At 44.7% G+C, this 24657-nt stretch carries 29 protein-coding genes; 11 read left to right on the forward strand and 18 right to left on the reverse strand.

All coding sequences use genetic code 11. The features are described 5' to 3' along the window. Positions 1-102 precede the first annotated feature (102 nt). From CPG39_RS07010 to CPG39_RS07045, 8 genes are all read right to left on the reverse strand, one after another. Complete coding sequence (locus tag CPG39_RS07010) at positions 103-2196, reverse strand: M3 family metallopeptidase (protein ID WP_096292659.1); 2094 nt, start codon at positions 2194-2196, stop codon at positions 103-105. Between the two features lie 67 nt (positions 2197-2263). After that, on the reverse strand, positions 2264-3538 hold the full coding sequence (locus tag CPG39_RS07015) for a dihydroorotase (protein WP_096292660.1): 1275 nt from the start codon (positions 3536-3538) through the stop codon (positions 2264-2266). A gap of 17 nt (positions 3539-3555) precedes the next feature. Beyond that, positions 3556-4509 (reverse strand): aspartate carbamoyltransferase catalytic subunit, encoded by a 954-nt coding sequence (locus CPG39_RS07020; RefSeq protein ID WP_013646758.1) that lies wholly within the window; start codon positions 4507-4509, stop codon positions 3556-3558. Beyond that, the gene (gene pyrR, locus CPG39_RS07025; protein WP_096292661.1) at positions 4506-5012 is read right to left on the reverse strand and encodes a bifunctional pyr operon transcriptional regulator/uracil phosphoribosyltransferase PyrR; all 507 of its coding nucleotides are present in this window, start codon (positions 5010-5012) and stop codon (positions 4506-4508) included. The genes CPG39_RS07020 and pyrR overlap by 4 nt, the downstream gene beginning before the upstream one ends. Further along, positions 4993-5478 carry a Holliday junction resolvase RuvX gene (gene ruvX / locus CPG39_RS07030; protein ID WP_096292662.1) on the reverse strand — a complete coding sequence of 162 codons (486 nt, stop codon included), beginning with the start codon at positions 5476-5478 and terminating at the stop codon, positions 4993-4995. Before ruvX ends, pyrR begins: the two co-directional genes overlap by 20 nt. A 12-nt stretch (positions 5479-5490) precedes the next feature. After that, positions 5491-6054 carry a YqgE/AlgH family protein gene (locus tag CPG39_RS07035; RefSeq protein ID WP_013646755.1) on the reverse strand — a complete coding sequence of 188 codons (564 nt, stop codon included), beginning with the start codon at positions 6052-6054 and terminating at the stop codon, positions 5491-5493. A 74-nt stretch (positions 6055-6128) separates the two neighbouring features. After that, on the reverse strand, positions 6129-6755 hold the full coding sequence (gene coq7, locus CPG39_RS07040; RefSeq protein WP_096292663.1) for a 2-polyprenyl-3-methyl-6-methoxy-1,4-benzoquinone monooxygenase: 627 nt from the start codon (positions 6753-6755) through the stop codon (positions 6129-6131). A gap of 93 nt (positions 6756-6848) precedes the next feature. Further along, positions 6849-8144 (reverse strand): (Fe-S)-binding protein, encoded by a 1296-nt coding sequence (locus CPG39_RS07045; protein WP_096292664.1) that lies wholly within the window; start codon positions 8142-8144, stop codon positions 6849-6851. 231 nt (positions 8145-8375) lie between these two features. On the opposite strand from CPG39_RS07045, the gene rpsP reads away from it, so the two are divergent. From rpsP to rplS, 4 genes are read left to right on the forward strand one after another with little or no spacing between them, the layout of a single operon-like run. Then, a complete protein-coding gene (rpsP, locus tag CPG39_RS07050; RefSeq protein WP_096292665.1) occupies positions 8376-8642 on the forward strand; it encodes a 30S ribosomal protein S16 in 267 nt (88 codons plus the stop codon). A gap of 32 nt (positions 8643-8674) precedes the next feature. Beyond that, positions 8675-9178, forward strand: coding sequence for a ribosome maturation factor RimM (gene rimM, locus CPG39_RS07055; RefSeq protein WP_096292666.1), 504 nt, complete (start codon positions 8675-8677; stop codon positions 9176-9178). A gap of 10 nt (positions 9179-9188) precedes the next feature. Beyond that, positions 9189-9995: a tRNA (guanosine(37)-N1)-methyltransferase TrmD gene (trmD, locus tag CPG39_RS07060; RefSeq protein ID WP_096294274.1), complete on the forward strand. Its 807-nt coding sequence runs from the start codon at positions 9189-9191 to the stop codon at positions 9993-9995. Then, positions 9982-10404, forward strand: coding sequence for a 50S ribosomal protein L19 (rplS, locus tag CPG39_RS07065; RefSeq protein ID WP_096292667.1), 423 nt, complete (start codon positions 9982-9984; stop codon positions 10402-10404). The genes trmD and rplS overlap by 14 nt, the downstream gene beginning before the upstream one ends. Before the next feature lie 93 nt (positions 10405-10497). Here rplS and CPG39_RS07070 read toward each other — a convergent pair whose 3' ends face one another. From CPG39_RS07070 to CPG39_RS07110, 9 genes are all read right to left on the reverse strand, one after another. Beyond that, positions 10498-10842 carry an arsenate reductase family protein gene (locus CPG39_RS07070; protein WP_096292668.1) on the reverse strand — a complete coding sequence of 115 codons (345 nt, stop codon included), beginning with the start codon at positions 10840-10842 and terminating at the stop codon, positions 10498-10500. Between the two features lie 63 nt (positions 10843-10905). Continuing rightward, entirely contained in the window at positions 10906-11421 is a 516-nt protein-coding gene (locus CPG39_RS07075; protein ID WP_096292669.1) for an invasion associated locus B family protein, read from the reverse strand. Positions 11422-11526: 105 nt separating this feature from the next. Next, positions 11527-11781 carry a DUF2024 family protein gene (locus tag CPG39_RS07080; RefSeq protein ID WP_013646746.1) on the reverse strand — a complete coding sequence of 85 codons (255 nt, stop codon included), beginning with the start codon at positions 11779-11781 and terminating at the stop codon, positions 11527-11529. Positions 11782-11946: 165 nt separating this feature from the next. Next, positions 11947-12630, reverse strand: a complete 684-nt coding sequence (locus CPG39_RS07085) for an O-methyltransferase (RefSeq protein ID WP_096292670.1) — start codon at positions 12628-12630, stop codon at positions 11947-11949. A gap of 28 nt (positions 12631-12658) precedes the next feature. Then, positions 12659-13633 (reverse strand): class I SAM-dependent methyltransferase, encoded by a 975-nt coding sequence (locus CPG39_RS07090; protein WP_096292671.1) that lies wholly within the window; start codon positions 13631-13633, stop codon positions 12659-12661. Between the two features lie 7 nt (positions 13634-13640). Further along, on the reverse strand, positions 13641-14831 hold the full coding sequence (locus CPG39_RS07095; protein WP_096292672.1) for an O-antigen ligase family protein: 1191 nt from the start codon (positions 14829-14831) through the stop codon (positions 13641-13643). Between the two features lie 20 nt (positions 14832-14851). Then, the gene (locus CPG39_RS07100) at positions 14852-15880 is read right to left on the reverse strand and encodes a glycosyltransferase family 2 protein (RefSeq protein WP_096292673.1); all 1029 of its coding nucleotides are present in this window, start codon (positions 15878-15880) and stop codon (positions 14852-14854) included. Positions 15881-15898: 18 nt separating this feature from the next. Continuing rightward, entirely contained in the window at positions 15899-16663 is a 765-nt protein-coding gene (locus tag CPG39_RS07105; RefSeq protein ID WP_096292674.1) for an FkbM family methyltransferase, read from the reverse strand. Positions 16664-16728: 65 nt separating this feature from the next. After that, positions 16729-17994, reverse strand: coding sequence for a hypothetical protein (locus CPG39_RS07110; protein WP_096292675.1), 1266 nt, complete (start codon positions 17992-17994; stop codon positions 16729-16731). A 264-nt stretch (positions 17995-18258) separates the two neighbouring features. Between CPG39_RS07110 and CPG39_RS07115 the strand changes: the two genes are divergently transcribed. The 7 genes from CPG39_RS07115 (at position 18259) to CPG39_RS07145 (ending at position 24180) form a co-directional block, all read left to right on the forward strand. Next, positions 18259-19011 carry a 3-deoxy-manno-octulosonate cytidylyltransferase gene (locus CPG39_RS07115; RefSeq protein ID WP_096292676.1) on the forward strand — a complete coding sequence of 251 codons (753 nt, stop codon included), beginning with the start codon at positions 18259-18261 and terminating at the stop codon, positions 19009-19011. A gap of 8 nt (positions 19012-19019) precedes the next feature. After that, positions 19020-19790, forward strand: coding sequence for an HpcH/HpaI aldolase family protein (locus CPG39_RS07120; RefSeq protein ID WP_096292677.1), 771 nt, complete (start codon positions 19020-19022; stop codon positions 19788-19790). Beyond that, entirely contained in the window at positions 19787-20719 is a 933-nt protein-coding gene (locus CPG39_RS07125; RefSeq protein ID WP_096292678.1) for a phosphoglycerate dehydrogenase, read from the forward strand. Before CPG39_RS07120 ends, CPG39_RS07125 begins: the two co-directional genes overlap by 4 nt. Continuing rightward, complete coding sequence (locus CPG39_RS07130) at positions 20716-21654, forward strand: NAD-dependent epimerase/dehydratase family protein (RefSeq protein WP_074721211.1); 939 nt, start codon at positions 20716-20718, stop codon at positions 21652-21654. Before CPG39_RS07125 ends, CPG39_RS07130 begins: the two co-directional genes overlap by 4 nt. A 2-nt stretch (positions 21655-21656) precedes the next feature. Continuing rightward, the gene (locus tag CPG39_RS07135; RefSeq protein ID WP_096292679.1) at positions 21657-22313 is read left to right on the forward strand and encodes an HAD family hydrolase; all 657 of its coding nucleotides are present in this window, start codon (positions 21657-21659) and stop codon (positions 22311-22313) included. Further along, positions 22310-22993, forward strand: coding sequence for a 6-phosphogluconolactonase (gene pgl / locus CPG39_RS07140; protein WP_096292680.1), 684 nt, complete (start codon positions 22310-22312; stop codon positions 22991-22993). Before CPG39_RS07135 ends, pgl begins: the two co-directional genes overlap by 4 nt. A 374-nt stretch (positions 22994-23367) precedes the next feature. Further along, complete coding sequence (locus CPG39_RS07145) at positions 23368-24180, forward strand: trypsin-like peptidase domain-containing protein (protein ID WP_096292681.1); 813 nt, start codon at positions 23368-23370, stop codon at positions 24178-24180. Between the two features lie 259 nt (positions 24181-24439). On the opposite strand, the gene CPG39_RS14880 is transcribed toward CPG39_RS07145, so the two are convergent. After that, positions 24440-24568, reverse strand: a complete 129-nt coding sequence (locus tag CPG39_RS14880) for a hypothetical protein (RefSeq protein WP_013646731.1) — start codon at positions 24566-24568, stop codon at positions 24440-24442. Between the last annotated feature and the right edge of the window lie 89 nt (positions 24569-24657).

A 24657-nucleotide genomic window follows, 5' to 3' on the forward strand; every position in this document is an offset into this window, starting at 1 on the left:
AAGAGCCTGATTGAATCAAATCGCAAGCTTTAGGGATACGACGGAATTGTCAAATTAATTAACAAAAATTCATTCAAAAACACTATAAGTCAATTTTTCATTTTAAACCATTCCCATTCCATTGTGACGCAATAGCGCATCTAATTCCGGTCCTCGTCCCCGAAAAGCTATGAATGATTCCAATGCCGGGCGACTACCTCCCACTGCAAGAATTTCTTCGAGAAAATGCGATCCTTTCACCGCATTAACTACACCAGTTGATGCAACCTCTTCAAACGCGCTGTAAGCATCTGCCGAAAGAACCTCTGCCCATTTATAACTATAATAACCTGCAGCATATCCCCCGGCAAAAATATGCGCAAAGCTGTTCGGGAAACGGTTAAAATCAGGTGGAATGATCACTGCCACGTCATTCCGAATCTCATTCATTAACTGTAAAACCGTCCTGTTGCCATTCGGTTTATAATCAAAATGCACATGCATATCAAATAAAGCAAATTCAATTTGCCGCAACATTTGCAATCCACTCTGAAAATTTTTTGCTTTCAGCATCTTATCGAATAAAATCCGGGGTATGGATTCTCCTGTATCAATGTGGCACGTCATTCCACTCACCACATCCCATTCCCAACAAAAGTTCTCCATAAACTGGCTTGGTAGCTCTACCGCATCCCATTCGACACCATTGATGCCCGACACACCTAAATCTTCCACCCTTGTCAGTAAATGATGTAAACCATGACCAAACTCATGAAATAACACAATTACCTCGTCATGCGTGAATAATGCGGGACGTAACTGACCGTTAATTGTCACAGGTGCTGAGAAATTACAGGTAAGATATGCCACCGGTACTTGTATTTCATACTTCTCTGCTTGCTGATCATCAATTCGACGCCTCGTTACCGCTTCATCCATCCAAGCACCACCTCGTTTAGTGGCTCGTGCATAGAGATCCAAATAAAATTGACCAATCAGTTGTTCAGAAGCATCCAGAATATCAAAAAACTTAACATCGGGATGCCAGCACTGAACTTTACGTGAAGCCAATGCAGGACGAATCTGAATCCCGTATAGTTTTTCCACCAATCTAAACATACCAGAGAGTACTTTGTCTTCCTGAAAATATTTCTTAACCTCTTGATCTGAAAAGTTATAACACTCTTCTCGCAATTTTTCGCTGGCATAAGCCACATCCCAAGCCTCAAGTTTTGGCAGATATAACTTCTCAGCTGCAAATTGTTTAAGTGCTTGCAAATCTCTCTCGGCATACAGCTTTGCCTTAGTCGCCAGTTCTCTAAGAAAATCCAGAACCTGTTGCGGAGAGGTTGCCATTTTTGTCACCAAAGAAACTTCAGCGTAATTTTCATAACCCAGCATTTGCGCTTCTTCCAGGCGAAGCTCTAATATTCCGTTAATTAGCGGCATATTATCTTTATCCGATCCAACTGGACTATCAAATTCACTCGCTCGCGTAGCATTAGCACGATACATTTTCTCGCGCAAAATTCGATCGTCAGCATATTGCATCACAGGAAGATACGAAGGCATATGCAAGGTAAACTTCCAACCGATCTTGGAGTCCGCTGCCGCCAATTCCTTGGCTGCTTGCAGTACATCAGCCGGAATACCCGCTACGGCTTTGGCATCCTTAATCAATAATTCATAAGCATTCGTTGCATCCAGTAAATTGTCATTGAATTTTGATGATAAATTTGATAATTCTTTCTGAATTTGCAAAAACCGCTGTTTTTTTTCAGACGACAATTCCGCCCCACCTAAACGAAAATCTCTTAATTCATTCTCAATGATCTTTTTCCGCGCCGACGTCAAATGATTGAATTCCGAACTTTTACGCAATTGTTTAAATCTTTCGAACAGCAGGACATCCTGAGATAACTCAGCATAAAACTGGGTTATCAGAGGTAAATTGGCATTGTATACTTCCCGCAACTGCGGAGTATTCATCACCGCATTTAAATGCGACACTTGACCCCAAGCACGTGACAAACGCTCACTCGCATCCACCATTGGCTGTACAAAATTTTGCCATGTAGGCGCTTGAACATCAGCCCGAACTTTTTCAATTAAAGCACGATTCTCTTCCAACAGTGCCTCAATGGCTGGCGCAATATGCTCATTTGTTATTTCTACAAAACGAGGAAGCCCAGAAAAATCAAGCAATGGATTAGACATATTTCTCCCGATAATTGAAAAACGTTTCTTCCTGTATCGTTAATAAATTAGAAAAATGCAAGCAGATTCAATGTTCATAGACAATATGGCCATTCACCAGAGTATATTTAATTCCACCCGGTAATTCCATACCCATAAAAGGTGTGTTTTTGCCTTGACTCAGAATGGCCGAAGACGTCACTTTCCAGTAATGATCAGGATCAAAAATACAAATATCAGCTGCACTACCGATGGACAAATGCCCTGCCTCAATGCCCAGAATACCCGCCGGATCCGAAGTAATCTTTGCTAAAATCCTTGGCAAAGACAAATGCATCTCTGCTCCCCATTTTAATGCTAAGGGCAGCAATAGTTCTACGCCCGTAGCTCCAATTTCAGACTGCCCAAATGGCAATAATTTGGCATCTTCATCTACCGGTGCATGATCGGAACAAACCGCGTCAATCGTGCCGTTCAACAGGCCCTGCCGCAACGCATCGCGATCATCAGAACCACGCAGTGGCGGCATTAAATGACAGTTGGAATCAAAGAAACCAATATCCATATCTGACAAATGAAGATGGTTAATTGTCACATCACAGGTTATCGGCAAACCTTGTTGCTTGGCAGCACGAATCATCGCCACCCCTTCAGCACTAGAAATTCGACACAGATGTACTTTAACTCCTGTTTCTTTTGTTAATAATATAATGTTGGAAATAGCAATTGTCTCTGCACAAACGGGGATTGTAAGTAACCCTAGTCGGGTGGCAACTTCACCATCATGCGCCACACCATCACCCGTCAAACTGATTTCTTGGGGGCGCAACCACACGCTAAAATCAAATGTAGAGGCATACCGCATAGCCTGCATGAGCACCCGAAGGTTTGGTAACAACCCTTCGGGTTGACCAAAAACCACACACCCAGCATCATTCAATTCCGCCATCTCAGTCAATCGCTCACCTTTCAACCCTTGAGTAAGCGCACCAATCGGATAAACATGCGCTTGGTTCAAATTCTTAGCGCGATGTTTCAGCATTTCTACCAAACCTGGCTCATCCAGCGGCGGATCCGTATCTGGAGGACATGCAATGCTCGTTACACCGCCGGCAACGGCCGCACTCATCTCAGATTCTAGAGTCGCTTTATATTCTAATCCTGGTTCACGCAAACGTACGGATAAATCGACCAGACCCGGACATACAACTAACGATTGAGCATCGATTATACGGCTCGCCTGAAATTCAGCAGGAGCTTTACCTATCCCGACAACTTTGCCCTTAGCAATAAAAATATCCTGTACAGAATCAATATCATTCTTTGGATCAATGAGTCGTCCATTTTTGATATGAATTTTCATACTAACAATCTTTAAACCTAATTACCTGTTAAGATTGACATCACAGCCATACGCACTGCAATGCCAAATGTCACTTGAGGCAAAATTACCGATTGTTTACCATCTGCAACTGCTGAATCGATCTCTACGCCACGATTCATTGGTCCAGGATGCATCACTATTGCATCACGCCGAGCAAGTGACAGCTTATCTACAGTCAGCCCATAATACTTAAAATATTCCTCCGCACTAGGTAAATTTGCACCCTTCATTCGCTCATTCTGCAAACGCAACATCATTAATACATCAACATCTTTTAGGCCGGTTGCCATATCATGATAAACATGCACACCAAGGCGTTCCACCATTTTGGGCAGCAAAGTTTTCGGTGCGATAACGCGCACTTCAGGAACACCCAATGTTGTTAATGCGTGAATCTGGGACCGCGCTACTCGGGAATGCAAAATATCACCGATAATGGCAACACGTAAGTTGCGAAAATCATGCTTGTAACGCCGTATCGTAAACATATCTAACAGAGCTTGAGTAGGATGCGCATGGCTTCCATCCCCAGCATTGATGACATGAATATCTGAGCGGACATGTTTTGCAATCAAGTGAGCAGCGCCACTTTGAGCATGTCGCACCACAAACATATCGGCATTCATTGCAGAAAGATTGTCCACAGTATCCAACAGTGTCTCACCCTTGGATTGTGCAGAAACAGCAATATTTAAATTGATGACATCAGCTGACAAACGTTTGGCAGCAATTTCAAACGTGGTTCTTGTACGCGTACTTGATTCAAAGAAAAGATTGAATATCGACTTACCACGCAGCAATGGTATTTTCTTGACATCACGCTCAGTAACCCCCACAAAAGATTCGGCTGTATCCAGAATATGCAGCAGCATAGACCCCGGCAAACCTTCCGTTGTCAACAAATGCTGCAATGCACCATTTTCATCCAACTGCGGATTTCTATTGATCATTGCTGAAAGTCTTTATTATACAAATTCAGGCTTAATTTTCCACTTTCATTCCGCCTCAATTCCAACATTTTTTCTTCTGGCAACTCAAGTTCAACGCCAATATATCGAGCTGCGATTGGCAATTCACGCCCACCACGATCAACCAAAGCCGCCAGAATAATCGATGCCGGTCGCCCGTAATCAAACAACTCATTGATTGCTGCACGCACGGTACGCCCCGTGTTCAGCACATCATCAACCAAAAGAATATCCGCCCCCTCTACTTCAAAAGGAATTTCTGACGGCTTAACTTGTGTATGCAACCCAATCTTATCGAAATCATCCCGATAAAAAGATACACTCAAGATACCAAGCGGCTTTGTGATCGCTAACTCCTGGTGCAAACGCTCCGCTAGCCATACTCCGCCTGTACGAATTCCAACAAGAGCATAATCCTTATTGCTATCAGTTCGTATTTTTCTTGCAAGATTATTGAAAACTTTTTCAGCGTCTGGTAATTGCATACTGCTCGTCAAAAAATGATTGAAGTATTTGTTGTGCGGCTATTTGATCCAATACTGACTTTTGTTCCCTGCCACCGACACCGGCTTCACGTAAAATAGTGCTGGCTATTTGACTAGTATAACGCTCATCTTGCATTACGACCGGAATGTTAAAGCGTCCCGCCAGACGCCGCGCAAAACGCTGACTTAATTGAGTTAATTCATGCACGACTCCATCGCTATGTAACGGCATGCCCACCACAAACAATACCGGTTGCCAGGTATCGATTAATTGAGCAATCATTACAAAACGCTTATTTGTCACTTCACTATCAATTGTAATGAGAGGATGCGCTACACCTAATGCAGTATTGCCAATAGCCACTCCTATGCGCTTTTTTCCAAAATCAAAGGCTAAAATAGACCCCTCATAAAATTGCCTTATTGGTTGACTTATCTGCTGCTTTCTCGATAAATATTCAATCATTTGCTCTAGTATTTAAGCATGCCCCACTTCATGGGATAGATTTGCATAATTGTTAATCCCCAGTAACTGCATTGCTGCCGGAAGTCTTTCTTCAGAGGGAAGTTCAAATATCACATCTATTGAAGCTGGCACAGTCAACCACGCGTTCTGCGCCAACTCATGTTCAATTTGACCTGCTGCCCAGCCAGCGTATCCCATCGCGATCAGGGCTTGGCTCGGTCCTTCGGCATTGGCGATAGCTTTCAAGATATCCATCGATGTGGTCAAACCAACCTCTTGATTCACGCTCAATGTTGATTGCCAGCTACCTACCGGACGATGTAAAACAAACCCGCAATCCAATTGCACAGGCCCGCCAAATAGCACTGGAGTTGACTCAGCAAGGGAATCTGTTGATGAAATACTCAATTGTCTAAAAAGATTGACCAATGTCATATCGGTTGGCCGATTTATGACAATTCCCAATGCACCTTGCTCGTTGTGCTCGCAAACATAGGTCAGTGTTTTAGAAAATATGGAGTCCACCATTGCTGGCATCGCAATTAAGAAATGATGCGTCAAATTAACATTTTTCATAGTGAAATCTCTACCTACTCAACACATTACCATTCTTTCATTTATTGTATAAAACTATTGAAAAATTTTATCGCTTAAATCCAGTATGCAGTTTGAGTCATTACTTTTGATCCTAGTTTCATAGCAACCTTTACTGGCAGAGGTAACTCCACCCCTCCATGCGACAATGCCATCGTTGCATGACCAGCTTCGTCAATCTCCATTTGTTTCACTATAGCGCGACTTTTTTCGTCATTATCTGGCAATCTCTGTAAATGACTGGATAAATGCGCCCCTACCTGCTGCTCTGTCTCGGCAAGAAAACCAAGATTCCATTTATCTCCCAACATTCCCGCGAACACCCCTATAGCAAAAGATCCACCATACCAAAGTGGATTAAGCACACTTTTACGTCCACCCAGCTCAGCGATACGACGTTCAGTCCACGCCAGATGCTCTGTTTCTTCACGAGCAGCTCGTAATAATGTTTGCTGCACCTCCTCATTCCGTGCTGTTAGCCCTTGCCCCTGATACAAAGCTTGTGCGCATACTTCACCCACATGATTCACTCGCATCAACGCGCAAGACAGTTGTTTCTCCACATCGGTCAGAACCGCTTCCGGCAACTCGTTACCAGGAACAGGGCGCGCCGTCTGAGCCGAAGTTAACAAAGTACGCAAGGCACTATCAAAACCAATAATAAGCTTATCAAGATTCATCATTATTTAACATCTCAAGTAAAAGCGGATATCATTAAAATGATATTAAGATTCTTGGGTAAACTATAATTCCAATATATTAAGAATATGTTTTAATTACAATTCCAAACCCATTTGTTTTGCCAGCAATGTAATCGGATGCAACACTTCTACCCGCACCCCATCTTCATACATTCTATTTGAAAAATGCATAGCACAACCAATATTTGAAGTAACCAGATATCTGACTCCACTTTCCTCAAGCGCCAATATCTTTTCATTCAACAACATATCAGCAATATCGGGTTGATCCAGAAAAAAAGTTCCCGCAGCGCCGCAGCATTGATTATTACCTGGTAATGGTACCGCTTGCACACCAGGGATAAGCTCGATCAACTTATAAGGGTATGCCTGTTCCCGCAATACATTACGCTGACTGCAGGGTTCATGCACCAGTATTCTTTCCGGTAGCGGCGCTAGAGTCACATCTCCCCATTCACCATTTGCAATCAAAAATTGACTAATATCCGCAATTTGGGCACGACCATTCGTTACTCCGGATTCAAGCAATTGCGCACCGCAACCTGAGGCTGTACTAATAATTGCATCAATATCGTATCTCGCAAAAGCAGATTTATTCTGCCGCGATAATACCGCAGCCTCCTTGAGCGCTCCATCGTGCTGGTATATAGCACCGCAACACACTTGATCCGTCGGAACATACACCGTATATCCCAAGTGATTCAATACATAAATGCAGGAATTTAACGTCGCCACATCTGTTAAACGTGCTATACAACCTAAAAACAACCCAACCTCGCCCCGCTTTCTTTTTATTGCAGGGTAGATTTCTTTCCAAAGACTACTCTTGCCGTGTTTTTCACCAACCTCTCCCACGTGCGGAAATTTAATCAATGGAAGCTGCGCGACAAACCGCACAAGTTTATTATTACCAAAATTGCTTAATTCTCTAATCCAACGTAACCAACCTTTTTTTTGTACAAAATGAAACAATCCACGCAAGCGATCCAGTCGCACAGGTTTATTGAGCAATTGTTTTTTCAATAAATTTATCACAAAGAGCTTTCGTGGCGAATCGACAGATTTTGGTTGATCAACAGCAATCAATGCACGCATGCTATCGATCAAATTTCCATAAGCCACATTATTAGGACAAACAACTTCACAAGCCCTGCAAGTCAAACAACGATCCATATGTTGAATGAGCCGTGCATTCAATGGGATTCGCTCATTAACAAACCCATTCATCAAATTGATCCGTCCACGTGGAGAGTCAGCCTCGGATTTCAGCAGGCGATAAGTAGGACAGTGTGGCAAACACAAGCCGCACGAGACACATTGATTTGATTCATTGTTAACAAGTTTCTTTAAAGTGCTGGAATGCAAATTCAATTTATTAATTCCACAAGATTAAGTTCTGACACGCTTATCCCAACTGTTATTAATAGTTAACAGTTTCAACAAGTATGATTATATTATCTCTTGTCACGTTCATTAAATTTCATGTAAAATTAAATGTTAAATAATTCTTCTATCGGGGAATGTTGTGTTTCTAATTTAAGAATTAACATTAATCTTAATTAATCAATTTTAGTTTAAAGTTTTAAAGGCAGATATAAAAATATGGTCATTATCAGGTTAGCGCGAGGTGGTGCAAAAAAGCGCCCTTTTTTTAACATGGTTGTAGCAAACTCCCAATATGCGCGTGATGGTCGATTTATAGAGCGTATCGGTTTTTACAATCCAAGAGCAACGGGCGGCGAGGAAGCTCTTCGAGTTCAATTGGAACGAGTCGCTTACTGGCAATCCCAAGGCGCGCAATTATCATCAACTGCAGCCCGTCTGATAAAACAATTCGCAGCTAAAAAAGAAGCTCCAGCAAACGGTTAAAGTAACTGAACCAAAATGCACGCATGATAGTAATGGGTCATATTATCGGCCCATATGGAGTTCATGGCTGGATAAAAATCAATCCTTATACAGAGCATTTAGATGGATTGATGGAATATTCACAATGGTGGTTAGGCGATGAAAAGGCTGAATGGAATAAAGTACATGTAGTTAATGGCCATATCTACGGTACTACTTTATTAGTAAAGCTAAAAGAATATTCTGACCGCACTCAAGCAACAAAACTCAAAGGAATACAAATAGCAATCCCGCGCGATTGGTTACCTGATTTACCTGAGAATGGAGTTGATGGTTATTACTGGACTGATTTAATTAATGCCAAGGTACTTAATTTGAAAGGAGAGAAGCTGGGTACAGTCGTTGGTTTATTCGAAACAGGTGCGAACGATGTTTTGCGCATTGTAAAAATGGACCAAGAAAAAAAAGAAATTCTTATACCTTGCATCTCGCAGTATGTCATGAAAGTCGATTTGAAAAATGCTCAGATCATAGTTGATTGGGATTGGGATTATTAAAACACAGACCATGTCATTTGAATTCGATCTCATTACATTGTTTCCTGAAATGTTCGATGCCATTACACAATATGGCATTACAGGTAAAGCAAACAGGAACGGTATTTTCAATCTCAACACATGGAACCCAAGAAACTTTACTCACGACCATTATCGTACAGTGGATGATAGTTCCTACGGCGGCGGACCTGGAATGGTCATGATGGCCCAACCCTTGGATGACGCTATCATTCAGGCGCGAGCAAGACAAAATGCATTGGGTATTGACAAACCTACAGTTGCCTACTTAACACCCCAAGGAAACCGGCTTGATCATAAAATGGTCACACAACTGAGCAAGCTATCAGGTTTAGTATTGCTCTGCGGGCGCTATGAAGGCATCGATGAACGCTTGATCAATCGTCAGGTGGATATGGAGATTTCTATTGGGGATTATGTTGTTTCTGGTGGAGAACTGGCCGCGATGATATTAATAGATTGTATTGTCAGACAGATTCCAGGTACGCTGGGTGATCCTGAATCTGCAACTCAGGATTCATTTGCAGAGGGTTTGTTAGATTACCCGCACTATACTCGCCCAGAAATTTACAAAGGCAATCATGTACCCGAAATATTGATGTCAGGTAATCATGCAAAAATCCGTCGCTGGCGTTTTCAGCAAGCACTTGGTAGAACATGGCTTAAAAGACCTGATTTATTTAATTTAAAATTTGCCCATGGCATGACAGTAGAAGAAGAAAAACTTTTCGAAGAATTTAAACAATCCTGCAAATCCAGGCAGAATCAGAAAATAGGAGAAAAACATGAACTTGATTGAAGAATTAGAAATGGAAGAAATGAAGCGCTTAAACAAAGACGTACCCGACTTCTCCCCCGGAGACACCGTAATTGTCAACGTAAATGTTGTCGAAGGGGACCGCAAACGTGTACAGGCCTACGAGGGTGTCGTAATAGCCAAGAGAAACCGTGGACTAAATTCAGCATTTACTGTTCGAAAAATTTCAAGCGGAGAGGGCGTGGAACGCACCTTCCAGACCTACTCCCCATTAATAGCAAGCATTGAAATTAAACGCAGAGGCGCAGTTTGCCGCGCAAAGCTTTACTACCTCAGGGATCGTGCTGGCAAATCCGCTCGTATCCGCGAGAAGCTGCCCGCCCGCATTGGTAGCAACAAGAATCTAAAACAACCTGTACAATCAGAACCGGGTTCCATCACGACAGAGTAAGTGCGGGTAATATCGATAAAAAATCCGTACATTATGCTGCATTAGTGTACGGTAATTGCAATTCAGGCATTCGTTTGCCTTATATGTATATTACTACTTAAAAAAACTCATAACAGTCTCCGGGGGACGGCATAGTTTTGCTTTGTCACCCCGAACTACAATAGGACGTTGAATCAAATCCGGATTCTCTATCATTGCCTTAATAATCTCATCATCGGATGCCGCACTTAAGTTATAAGCAGCCGGTTCATCCGCACGAAGAATATCACGCGCAGATAAATTAAGTTTTTGAATCAACCCTCGCAGCTCATTCACTGTTAAAGGCTTCTCATAATAATTGATCGACTCAAATTCCTCACCACTCTCCTCAAGCAAAGATAATGCCGCCCTACATTTACTGCACGTAGGTTTCTGATAGATAATAATTTTATCGACCATATAATTTCCCTTGTGAATCTTGTCAATCGAAGACTTAGATTTTCAAATAGCACACATCTTGTTTTATTTCACACCGCACTCCGCTGAAATTGCTTTATGGGCCGCAGTTGAGCCACTGAGCCCGAATGTATCCGTCGTTGCCGTTCCTCGTGCAGATGCTCCCTTAACCACCAATGAGTTTCCTCGTTTGATTGCATCCGTAATTTTATTGTCAGTCGCTTCATCTGAGGCCCACGCTGAATCATCCTGAGTAAAAAGACGAAAATTCTGATTATTCACAGTGACTGTTGCTTCACTTCCAGGTTTATAGGGATAGCCGGCAATATAACTGAAAACATTTCTACTTTTCTCAGCGGGACGGTGCGTTATCAAAGCGAAAACATCACCACGTTTGGTGTAATTTCCCTCTGATTTCTTAGGTTGACTTACCATATAACAAACTTTACTATCGTTTTCCATAAACATATAGGCTGTCCAATCACCATGCTGACCAATAAGTTTTGGCTCAGCAGCCTGAACTGAACTACATAAGATAAAAACAGCACCAATCGTCATTAATCTGGTAAATTTATACTTCATTTTGGAAACCTTGAAAATTATAGGTATTGCGGTTTGGATTAATCAGAGCCGAAAACACGAGACATTTTCACTCCACCTCAACCTGTTAATAATAAAATAGAATTATCAACAGCCTTCCATCTTGTAAATATAAAAACCATTCTGGCTGATTTCATCCATAACATTAGCGGGTGCACTCTGACTATGACAAAAACTGCATTCTCTGCTGGTAATCACCGCATCGCCTTCACCAATCGACGTAAGCCATTGTTTTGCATATTCTACAGCCTTCTGATCATCTTTTACCGCAGTAAAAACATCAAAATGCATCGTATGACCATCTTTAGCTTTAACATATGTGTCGTAGACATGAATTTGCATATTATTTTCCCTTGAAAAACAGATAAATTAGAATTATAAACCCACAGCGACCCACTCATACTGCCTCGCTACTTATATAATAACTATACCAATTAATCGACTAAACTGCCATGAGAAATACGCAACAATTCAATCTTGAGCGTATCAGCACATACAACAAAAACATTATTTCTTCCTGGCGACAAGTACTCCATCTCGAATTGGATTAATGAACACCTCAAAATCAGAATCGTTAAAAATCATCTGATTGTGCTTGACTATCGCTGCTGTCGACTCCGCAACCTTATTCGGGCAAGCATGTATCGCCACACGCCCATGCCACAAAACATTATCAGCAATATATAAACCACCGGGCCGTATCCGGTACTTAGCCATTTTCCAGATTTCGGGATAAGCGTTTTTGTCGACATCGTTATAGCAAATATCAAACAAACCTTCAGTCTGCCCGAAAACATCTTGTGCCTGCCCCACATAAAATTCTATGCGTTGCCATAAGTCTGCAGTAGAAAGATATGTCTCCGCGCGATCACAATTAGCCGTATCTGAATCGCTACAGATCACCCGACCGTCACTCCCCACAGCCTGTGCAAACCAATAAGCCGAGTAACCATAACCACTGCCAAACTCAAATACTCTTTTGGCATTGATCATGCTCGCCTGAGCTTTAAGAAAAATACCGACCAGGCGATTAACAATTGGAAAATTTCTTAAGCGCGCAAACTCTTCCATCTCGAAAAGAACCGGGTGATCGGTGCATGTCACCAAACTGCGCATATAGGTCTCAATTGCCGGGTTAACCGGAATTAACCCCTCTGAATCATTACTATCTGCCGATCGAAAATTATCCATATTCTGTCCCCGATTAGAATGGAATCTGTCACTTTCTCGTAGCCATTAATACACACTCCTCGCCAGAGTCTTTATTAAATAAAAGAATAATTCGCGCCGCAAGTTGAAACCAGAACCCTCTCCAAACATCGCGCGTAGTAATAAAATGATGTCCTTCTTTTATGCTGCTTACACAAGACAAACTTGCCTGGCCAATGCCGAAAGCACCTACTGATGTCGTCCATGAATGCAAGGAACTGAATCCGGCTTTTTGTGCACACCAAGATAATGTTTTACGGTTAAATAAATATAAATGCCTGGGCGGTTCAAGCCCGCGCCAACCCGCACCAAATTTTTGGTGCCCATAGCTTGCAATATTCGGTGTCAGTATAACCAGCAGGCCATTTTTTTTAAGCAAACGATAACAAGACTCTAACAAAGACAGCGGATCATGCACATGCTCAATCACATGACTCAAAATGACCGCATCATATCTTTTGGTTACATCCAAAGCTTGCAGCATTCCCAAATGCACGGGAATCCCTCTTTTCTCAGAAACGTAACTAGCCGCTACCGGATCAACCTCCTGTCCCATAACGTCCCAGCCCAATGCTTGCATACGCGCTAATCGTTTGCCATTACCACAACCCACCTCCAATAACCGGCCCGGCGAGATCTGATCCAAATACATACACTTATAGCGTCTCCGCTCTTTTCGCAACCCCAGCAGATGAGTACTCATGCTATGCAAAACTGCACGCATAATAGTCACTACAGGAGTTTGTCGCATATGATCCGATTCTTCGTGCGTATAGTAATTTTGATATGCCTTTCCGATTTCACTCACCATGGGCCTTGGATCAAGCCAAACCAAACCACAATCATCCCCGCTGCATACCTTGAAACTCCACTCCCCCGGCGTGCCAAACAGATAATCAGCACGATTACGATAAAGGATTTCTCCGGGTTTTCCGCACAAATAGCAATCCGGATTGGCTTCGGCACCAATTAGGGTTTGCCGCATTGAATCCCTAATTCTGTTGCTCACGTTTGTACCAGTTTAGGGCTATTGCAGTAATGATCAACAACAGAATCGGTGTTCTGCTGAAAATAATAAAAGTATCTGTAAGCCCGGATAGAAAGATAAAACTTATTAAACCCAGGCCTAGTAAATTCAGATTATTTCTATGGAATGCCTGATACCAGCTCCATAATAAAAACCCCAAGACCAGTATTCCGGGAACACCGATATGCATGCCAATTTCGATCCAATCATTATGGTAATGCGCAGTTTCCTGGAATTCCGGCAAATCCTTGTATAAGCCATCCTTGTAAGTCGTAATAGTTTTCTCGAAATATTTCTCGGGCATACCTGTACCGAAACCTGATAAGGGGCGCTCCGCGATTCCGTGCAGGCCCACATCCCACATTGCAAGCCGATACCCTAAACTAGAGCTGTAATTACCCTGCTGTAGTAACTCGATGTCGCTTTTTATCTGAATCAGTCTCGCCTGGAATACAGGACTACTATAAGCAAAAGCAACTGCGACTACCAACACGGAAATCAGAATCATAAGAAATTTTCTCATTTCTATTTGATAACGCAAAAAAGCGATCAGCAATATGCTTATTAGGGTCACCAGTAGAAAAATTCTTCCATTCTGATGAAATTGAATGAAAAGTAAAACTAAAGTAGCAATCACAAGCAATATTTGCAATCTGACTGATGGATTCATGCAGGCCATTCCGCTCGTTACAATTGCACCGATTCCCAGCATTGCCGAAAAACTCAGATAAGACATTCCCAATAACGGAATTCCCTGGGCATCGATGGTGAACCACTGATAAACACCTACCGCCAAAACGCATAAATAGCTAACAATCAAACCACCCAGCACCCATGGCAAACGCTCTTCATCTATCAGTGCGTAAAAAGGAATAAAAACCAGAAGCGAAAAATATTTCACCCATTTCATCCGTCCATCTTGCGGCCACTCACCCCATAACAATCCTAGCAACAATAATGCGCACAAAAGGAGGATTGCTTGCGTCAGCGGTATTGTGATTACTTGCCTCAGGCGATATATACCACCGTCCATAAGCCATGCAACTGTCAGCAGCGGGAAAGAAATAAACATTAACTCGCCGCGCCAGAATCCTGCGCAAAAAAAGACTAATGCAAAGCGAATAAACCATTCCCGTCTTATATTATTCGTTTGCATAAAACCGATAGGTTAAAATTTCAGAATGATGCCGCGTCCCATTCGCGCACTTCCAAGCGACGCAATAGAACAACCAACTTCAATAAAATTCGTGTCCGGAGAGGAACTTCTGGCAACAACCACACCGCAGTGATACGCTTGTCCTCTCGCGACCAGCCACGTAATATCAATTTCACAAGCACACCCAGACTAATCACACTGTTGCACATTTGCAAGCAGGAAAGCACTGGCAATCGCTCTGGCGTTAGCCAGTGGAGCCGCCCACCTTGCCGCATCACCTGCTCCAGCAAATCCAACACCGTCAAAGGCAAATCGGCTAAAGTGCAAGCACCCGAAACAACCAGCACATTTTGCTGCGCCAGGGGATAACGCGAGAAATACAGCGCACGATTACGCCGCACCAATTCCTGATAGGCTTTTCCACGCCCAAATGACATACCGGTTTCATGGCGAACAACCGCATCCGGATGCACGCCCATGCGCCACCCATGTTTAACCAATCGGCGTCCCAGATCAGTATCTTCATAATAGCCTCGGCCAAATTGCAAATCAAATCCACCCAGCTCTTGAAAAACAACGCGACGAATCAAAAAAGCATAGCCCCTGAAGCGATACGTAGTGATATAACCACCCGGTTGACGCAAGTAAGATGCGGCTTTTTCGCTTGAAATATCCCCCTCAGTTGGGCTAATAACCGCCAACTTGGAGTCGACAGCAATCGCTGCACAAAGCGGAAGCAAGAAATTTCCCAAAACTTCGATATCAGAATTGAGTATCAATACCCAATCAGCATTGGAACGCGCCACGGCATCATTAACCGACTTTCCATATCCCTGATTATCCAGCGCATGAAAAACTTTGACTTGGGGATACGACAAATCATCCAGCATCGCCCGGGTTTGCAAACCGGAAGCGTCGTCCTGAATATAAATCGTTCGAATGAATGAACTCAGATGCGCTACCACAGAATCAATACATCGTTTGCTAAATTCCGGCGCGTTATATACAGGAATTACTACATCAATCGTAAGAGCCGTGAGCGTACTCATTAGTCAAAAGACGATCGATCAAACCCTGCCAAAAATCAGATAAGTTTCACCCCAGTTTCGGGATGGCCTGCGAATCACTTCGAGACCTGCCTGTTGCATAATCGCAGTGGCTTTGTCCTGTTCGGCATTGGTGCCCAATTCAATAATCACGGATTTCAGCGCGGCGTTTCTCAGAACAGCGGATGCACCTTCCAGAATGGAAATTTCTATTCCATCCACATCGATTTTCATATAATTGGGATATGGAAATCCCCATTGCCCGCATAGATCATCCAAGGTCACTCCAAACATTCCTTGGGTGTGAGTTGCCGACATTTTCATGTTTTCCAGATCTTCATGTCCGAATTGAGACCGATTCCCTCCCGGAATGAATTTAGGAATATGCAACTTGGAAAACTCACTGCGACCCGATACCGCGACACAATAGGATAAAATACGATTCCCTAAATTATTCAGGTAAATATTCTTGTTGAGTGCATAGTAGTTATTGCTTTGCGGTTCAAAAGAAAATACTTGCACGGCAGGCCCGTATTTTTTTGCCGGATAAAGTGAATATTGACCAATATTAGCGCCAATGTCGAAATAGCACGAACCCGATTCGAAGCTATCCAACCAATCTAGTGTATCGGGTTCTTTATTCGAATACGTTTTAGCTCGGTTAAGTGTGCGCAAGTGATCAACCGAAATTAAAATCCGCTGATCCCTCACACGCACATCGGTATAGCCTCCCTTCAGTTTATAGGCTGCCACGATCAATTCGTTGAATATATCCTTAGCCCGCATCTTATCCCCTCATGGATTAATCAATCATGATCCTTGCATGACAGGCAGCCTCCCGGTACTTTGGTTCAGCTCGCCAATTGCTCAAGCAATGACACATAACGAGGTAGCACATTGGCATCCGGATAATCCAACATTTCTTTCAAGAAGCGCTGTCGATGTTCTTCTACATAGAAAGAATCAAATCCGTTAGCAAGAAAATAATCAATTTTTTCGTATACATCGTCGCGGCATTTCAACTCCGTTTCCGGCATGTAATAAGCCACAGCAGAACGGGCAGCAATTAAATAATCAGCCGCCAGAACCGGTTTCTTCGTCCTAACCGCTTCAAATACCACGGAAGTGGCCAGATCAATAATGACATCAGCCCAGTTCATCAAATGCACCGAATGCGCATCATCACCGGCAACCCTGACATTCGGCAATTTCTTGATTGAACTGTCTTTGGTCAATGATTGCTTCCACCCGCTGCGCGTATGTGGTTTGATGATCAACTCGACATCAGGAAATCCAGCCAGCATATGCACCACTTCCCCCACTTCTTCCCAGAACGTCGTAAAGTTGGCTTTGCGCAGGAACATAACTATCTTGAGCTTACTATCAGATCGAATCAGTGGCGAAGGTGGCATCAATCCGGACAATACTTTGAGCCATGCCTCGCAATATCGGGGGGAACCCAACACAGCAAGCTGGCTTTCTGTCATAAACGGACGAAAACGTACAGCACACAGTTCATTGGGCACCACCACCTTGTCGAATATCGTAGCCGCCGAGAATGTCGCATCCGGTTCAACCCTGCGCTCGCCACGACGAATCAATTGACTGGCATGCGGACTATCGCCATGCGGCAACGACACCGTTCCCAATCCGCGTTCCTTTGCCATGGCGATTACAACTTCGACCCATTCCACGCAAATTACCGAGTTACGTTCGACCCAATCAAAAGCGACCACGCCTTTGCCTGTGTCACCAAAGCAGCGATCGAGCAGAAATCCCGCAGTATGCCGCCATAAGGGATCACGTTTTTTTTCGTCGATCCGCTCCGCTAATTTTTCTGCCAACCGGCCAATCACACTGATACGCCGAACATTGCGGGTCAGCATCAACATCTGCAGCCGCCATTTCCAGTAATCCACCCACGAAAACAACTCGTTCATATGCGCCACGCGCACACCTTGCAATTGGCTCAAATATTTGACGCGAAAATCACACCGGAATTGTGTTGATCCAATCAATACCACATCACACTGATGCCCTGATTCAATCCATTGATACACCACCGGGGTAACATGATCGATATCGTTATAGTGTCGAAGAAAAAAAAGCGCTTTCATAACCGTGATAAACAAATACTCAGAACAAGGTGCATCTTGGGCATTTTTCCTGTTTAAACAGATGATTCTATAAAGCGCGCCATTTTACTCTCGCAACTACCCAATTACCAGTAACATGTCCGCACCTGTGAAAAAACCACAACAGGTGAAAAAGTATTTAAATTTTCCAATAACTATTATTGTCCAACTAATAAAAAAAACCGGATAATCAGCACATCATTCTTGACCATACATCTCTAACTCCAACCGATCACACACTATCTCATGAAAACAATTGCCGTCATTCCCGCCCGCATGGGCTCATCACGTTTTCCGGGAAAACCCATCGCGCAAATCCTGGGTCGCTCGATGATAGAGCACATTTACAAACGCGTAGCCATGAGTAAATCACTCGACGCTACCTATATCGCAACCTGTGACGAAGAAATCCGCCAGATTGCTGAAAGCTTTGGCGCCCCAGTCATCATGACTGCGGACACACACGAACGCGCCAGTGATCGGATTGCCGAAGCGGTCACCCATCTCCCTGATGCAGAATTGATCGTAATGGTTCAAGGCGACGAACCGATGACACATCCCAATATGATCGACACTGCTGTTGCACCATTTAGAAATGATCCGGAGCTAGGCTGCGTGAACCTGGTACGTAAAATCGATCACGAAGCTGACTATCACGATTTCAACACCATCAAGGTCGTCATGAATCAACACAACAATGCACTCTACATGTCACGCCGTCCGATTCCATCACTGGCAAAAACCGGTTTTGTCGATACCGCTGCGTACAAGCAAGTGTGCATCATTCCTTTCCGCCGCGAAACGCTGTTTCAATACACCCGCCTGCTGCCGACGCCACTGGAACAACTGGAATCGATCGATATGCTGCGCCTGCTCGAACACGGTCTGCAGGTTAAAATGGTACCGACCGAATTTAACACACAAGCTGTCGATACCACGGCTGATCTGCTGCGCGTCGAGAAGCTAATGGCCGCAGATCCATTGCTCGCCCGCTACTAGGAATTACCATGTCATTAAAAGCAAAATTGAACCGCTCCGAATTGACCATCGGCTCCTGGGTCACACTGGGACACCCGTCAATTGCGGAAATCATGGCAGCCGCCGGTTTTGACTGGTTAGTGCTGGATATGGAGCACAGCGTGCTGGAACTCAGCGAAGTGCAATCGATCATCCAGGTACTGGACGGCAAACACTGTCCCGCCATCGTGCGCTTGACTTCCAATCACCCCGATCAGATCAAGCGAGTCATGGATGCTGGCGCCACCGGCATCATGGTGCCGATGATCAAGTGCGCCGCGGATGCCAAAGCTGCTGTGGATGGCGTGTATTATCCGCCGCGCGGTCAACGCGGTGTCGGACTGGCGCGCGCGCAGGGTTACGGCAGCAGCTTTCAGGCTTATCGCCAATGGTTGGAAGAAAATGCGGTAATTGTCGTGATGATTGAACATGTCGATGCGGTCAGAGAGATTGACAGCATTCTTGAGGTTCCCGGTATCGACGCATATATCATTGGCCCCTACGATTTATCCGGCTCCATGGGGCGCCCCGGCGATCTCGATCATCCCGATGTGCAGGCAGCTATCGCACAAGTGCTTGAAGCAGGCCGCCGTGCCGGCAAACCTGGCGGCATTCATGTTATCGAACCTGATTTACAGGCGCTGCAGCAACGCATTCAAACGGGTTTTAATTTTCTTGGGTATGGATTGGATATCCGTATTCTGGATTCGATTTGCCGCACTCATCTGAAAAGCATTCGCGAGACACTTAAAATATCATGAATACATTGATTATTTCCACATCGTCGTTTGATATCGATAATAATCCACCACTACAGCAATTGCTGCAAAAAGGCATGCGCATCATCACCAATCCACATCGCCGTAAACTGACCGAGGATGAAATCATCGAATTACTGAAAGCGGGCTCGGTTGGCATGATCGCAGGTATAGAACCCCTGACCGAACGAGTGTTTCAAACCGCTCCCAACTTGAAAGTCATTTCACGCTGCGGCAGCGGTTTGGATAGTGTCGATCTGTCCGCAGCCGGAAATCGCGGCATTGCTGTCATGAATACACCAGAAGCGCCTGCGCAAGCAGTAGCGGAATTGACGCTGGGATTCATTTTAAGTCTCCTGCGGCAAATCGGCGCAATTGATCAGGCGGTGCGCAAAGGTGAGTGGCCGCGCACGCAGGGCCGCCTGCTGGCGGCGCAAACCGTCGGCATCATCGGCCTGGGGCATATTGGCCGTCGGGTTGCGCGCTTATGTCAGGCATTTGAAGCCACAGTGATCGCACATGATCCACATGCCACCCAAGTGCCGGAAGGCGTCACGTTGCTACCGCTGGAGCAGTTGCTGGCAAGCGCTGACATCATCACCTTGCACCTGCCCTACTCACCCGTTACACATCATCTGCTGAATGCGCGGGCGTTTGCAGTGATGAAGCCGCAAGCCATTGTCATCAATGCAGCACGCGGCGGGCTGGTCGACGAAAACGCGTTGGCGGATGCACTCAAATCAGACAAAATCAGTGCAGCCGCGCTGGATGTTTTTGAGCATGAGCCTTATCAAGGCACCTTGCTTGAATTGAATAACGTCATAGTGACATCGCATATCGGATCCCTGGCTCGGGAGTCGCGCCAGCGCATGGAGATCGAAGCGGCAGAGAATCTACTGCAAGGTTTGATCAGAGCAGGTGTAATCCAATGACAGCGATATCGAATGAAAAAGTAATCGTGTTCGGCGCCAGTGGTTTTTTAGGCAGTCACGTCGCCGACGCATTATCTGCTGCAGGCTATCAAGTGCGACTATTCGATCGTAACCCTTCGCCGTTTCTTAAAAGCAATCAGGAAATGATTGTGGGCGATATCATGAATCTCGAACAAGTGATCGAAGCCGCCCGGGAAGCATCGATCGTATATAACTTCGCCGCAATCGCCGACATCGATGAAGCGCACAACAAACCTATTCCCACCGCAACCATTAATGTGCTGGGCAATATGCACGCGCTCGAAGCCGCGCGCATCGCCGGTGCGCGCCGTTTTATATTCGCCAGCAGCGTCTATGTTTATTCCGAATCCGGCTCTTTTTATCGCGCCAGCAAACAAGCCGCAGAACGCTTCACCGAAACCTATCACGAGCGTTATGGCCTGGATTACAACATCCTGCGTTATGGCTCGCTGTATGGACGTCGCGCCGACAAACGCAACGGCATCTACCGCATGCTGCAGGAAGCCGTCGAACAACACTCGATCACCTACAAAGGCAGCGGCGAAGCCATGCGTGAGTACATTCATGTCGAAGATGCCGCACGCATGAGTGTGCAAGTACTGGCACCGGAATACGCCAACCGGCACCTGATCCTGACCGGGCAGGAGAAATTGCGCATCCGGGATGTGATGACAATGATTACGGAAATGTTGCCATGGCCGGTGGAATTACATTTCGATGAGGCCAACACCGTACATCACTATAAAATCACGCCCTATGCTTTCCAGCCGAGAATTGGCCGCAAACTGGTTTTGAATGAACATGTCGATCTGGGGCAAGGCATGCTCGACTGCTTGCGCGAAATTCACCAGGATTTGCATCATAACGGCGAAAACGACGACGCCACACCATCCACGTCAGATAACCGCGCATAGCCATGAAAAATTTTGACTGGCAAGCTATCATTTTCGATTTCGACGGTGTCGTGGTGGAATCCGGAAAAATCAAAACACAGGCATTTGCAGACCTGTACCGCCCGTATGGCGATGACATCGTCGCAAAAGTGGTGCAATTCCACAACCAGAACGGCGGTATGTCACGCTACCACAAATTCCGTCATTTCCAGCAACACTATCTCCATAAGGCGCCATTGACCAAAGCGGAAGAGAAACAACTGGATATCCGTTTCTCCGAACTGGTGGTCGAAGCCGTCATCACCGCCGATCCGGTGCCCGGTGCGCTTGAGCTGATTCGCCAGCAAGCCGAGAAAATCCCCTTGTTTGTCGCCTCCGGAACGCCGGATTCGGAACTCAAAATCATCGTCGAACGCCGCGGTCTCGCGCCCTATTTCAAAGCAGTACATGGCGCCCCGGCACTGAAAAAAACCATCATCGCAGAATTTTTATCCACCTATAGGCTCAACCCATCGTCCGTACTGATGATCGGCGACGCAATCGCGGATTGGGAAGGCGCACAAGCCAACAATACCGCGTTCCTGGGCCGCGTCTTTCCCGGGGACCCCAATCCTTTCCCCGCACATATCGAAATCGTACCCGATTTACGCGGATTAGCCGATTTAAGCAACTCACCGTGATACATAGACATGCCTATCCGGATATTGAATCGTTGAGCCAAGGCTTTGCCGATTTTGCCGCAACCACGTTAAAAAATACGCTAACACGAAAACCCCAAGCCACTCTAGTCGTTCCCGGCGGCAGCACCCCGCGCCACTACTTACCCGCATTGGCAAAATGTCAGCTACCCTGGGATCGAATCACAATCACGCTCTCCGATGAGCGCTGGGTGGATGTCAACGATGAACAATCGAACGAACAGCTGGTGAAAAAGTATTTAATGGCGCATCTCCTGCCAAACACCTCTTTCGTTGGCCTGAAAACCCAGCACGAAAACCCTTTTGACGCCGTCGACACCATTCATCAACGACTGGATCAACTGCCGCTGCCCTTAAGTTTGACGGTATTGGGCCTGGGAGAAGATGGACATATTGCTTCACTGTTTCCGGGCATGAATCCTGAATTGCTTTCCAACCACCATTGTGTAGTCGTTGCACCACCGGTTGCGCCATCTTTGCGGGTTAGTCTTTCATTGAAAATACTGGCGGAAAGTGAGCATATTGCGTTGGTTGTTACCGGTAAGAATAAGCGCCTGTTACTGGATCGATTGAACGGACACTCAGATTCGGGAATTCCATTGACTTGGTTATTGCAACGTGCCTCATCGCCGATTACAGTTTTTGAAACGAACACGGAGTAACACAAAATACTCAGTTGGGCTATTACCACCTTGCCAATTATTGCGCTTCATTTCTTTAATGGCAAAAGCTGGAAGACAAAGTTACCCATATTCATATTTCTGTTTTCCGGGGTTAACGCTATTGGATACACCGTTGTCCAAAACATCGCAGAAAACGAAAGCGCACATAATTCCTGTTCTGAGTCGATGCAGAGATGTTGCACTTAACCGCCAGATGCGTCAGATTTGTGGATCTAAAAGATTTACTATAATGAAAACCAAATCAATGTATTTTTATAAATTATAAGAAGAAAATATGCAGCTTACTGTGTTAGATTTCATTTGTGACATATTACGTTACGTCATTTTGAATGACTAAGTCTAGTTAGATTCACATGAAGACTATCGATCCGAGTCCATTAAGCACAGCCGCACACAAGATAACTCTTAGGTTCAACGGACAAAACTTGAGTGTTGCTACAGCGTTCTTCTATCAGCATGCCGAAAGCAACTGGCTGGTCACAAACTGGCACAATCTTTCTGGAAGAAATCCGCTCACTGGAAAGACTTTGTCGGTTTCTACTGGAGCGATTCCAAATGAACTTGTACTTCATGCCGCGGAATGGGGTCATGATGGTGATAAGACATTTCTACATTGGTCGGAACGAGTAATTAGCCTACTTGATGATGCGGGTGATCCAAAATGGAAAGTGCATCCAGAATTCCGAGAGAGAGTTGATATTGCAGTAATGGAATTCAAAAAAATCCCAGACAGCCTTCGGGTTGCAAATAATGAGAAGCTTCTGAATCTTTCAAAGTTCAAGGTCAGAGCAGGCATGGATGCATTTGTACTCGGATATCCTCTTGGCATATCAGGAGGCGCGAAATTCCCAATCTGGAAAAGAGCCTCCATCGCATCAGAGCCAGATATTGATGTAGATAGCCTTCCAAAAATAGTAATTGATACTGCTACACGAGAAGGGATGTCTGGTTCGCCTGTATACGTGCGAAACACCGGATGGTGGCTTCCCGAAGGAGAAAGCGGTATAAAGAATCACGTAATAGGTGAAGGCACCAAATTCATTGGAATCTATTCCGGCCGCGTTCTTGGCGAAGACCTTCTCAGTGCTCAATTGGGAATTGTCTGGAAGGAAACTGCGCTGATAGAGATCATTGAAAGCAATTGTTATGACTTAGTCAGAGAGTGAATCTAACACTACGCTGCGTATATTGACATTTCCACTGCATTTTTCCCATTACCAGATGGTATTTCTCAATTCCCTACTAAATGAAATGAAATGCGCATCATGAGTTGATGCCCAGAAATTGTCTACAGTCGATGATCCCTTTTACAGATAAAGTTACTCTCGCAACTCTTATCTTCGGAGCATTTTTTCAGAATTAAATCTGTGCCCCCAAGAACCCTTCGACCGTAGATTTCTTTGCAGTGCCACTCACACCGACCAATCAGCTTAAATTCTCGGCAAGGTATATCGATACCACAATCAAACTCACTATCACACCGAATATCACTGCAACATTGATGCTCATATTTCTAATGGTGTCGGAATCTTTGGGTTGTTCTATTGTGCTCATTTCTCTGTTTTCTCCTTTAGGTTATGAAAGCGTATGCATTGTGAACCGAATCGGAGTTAGCTATTTTGATCTGGATCAACAAAATGCTA

The organism is Nitrosomonas ureae (assembly GCF_900206265.1).
GTDB classification, from domain to species: Bacteria; Pseudomonadota; Gammaproteobacteria; order Burkholderiales; family Nitrosomonadaceae; genus Nitrosomonas; species Nitrosomonas ureae_C.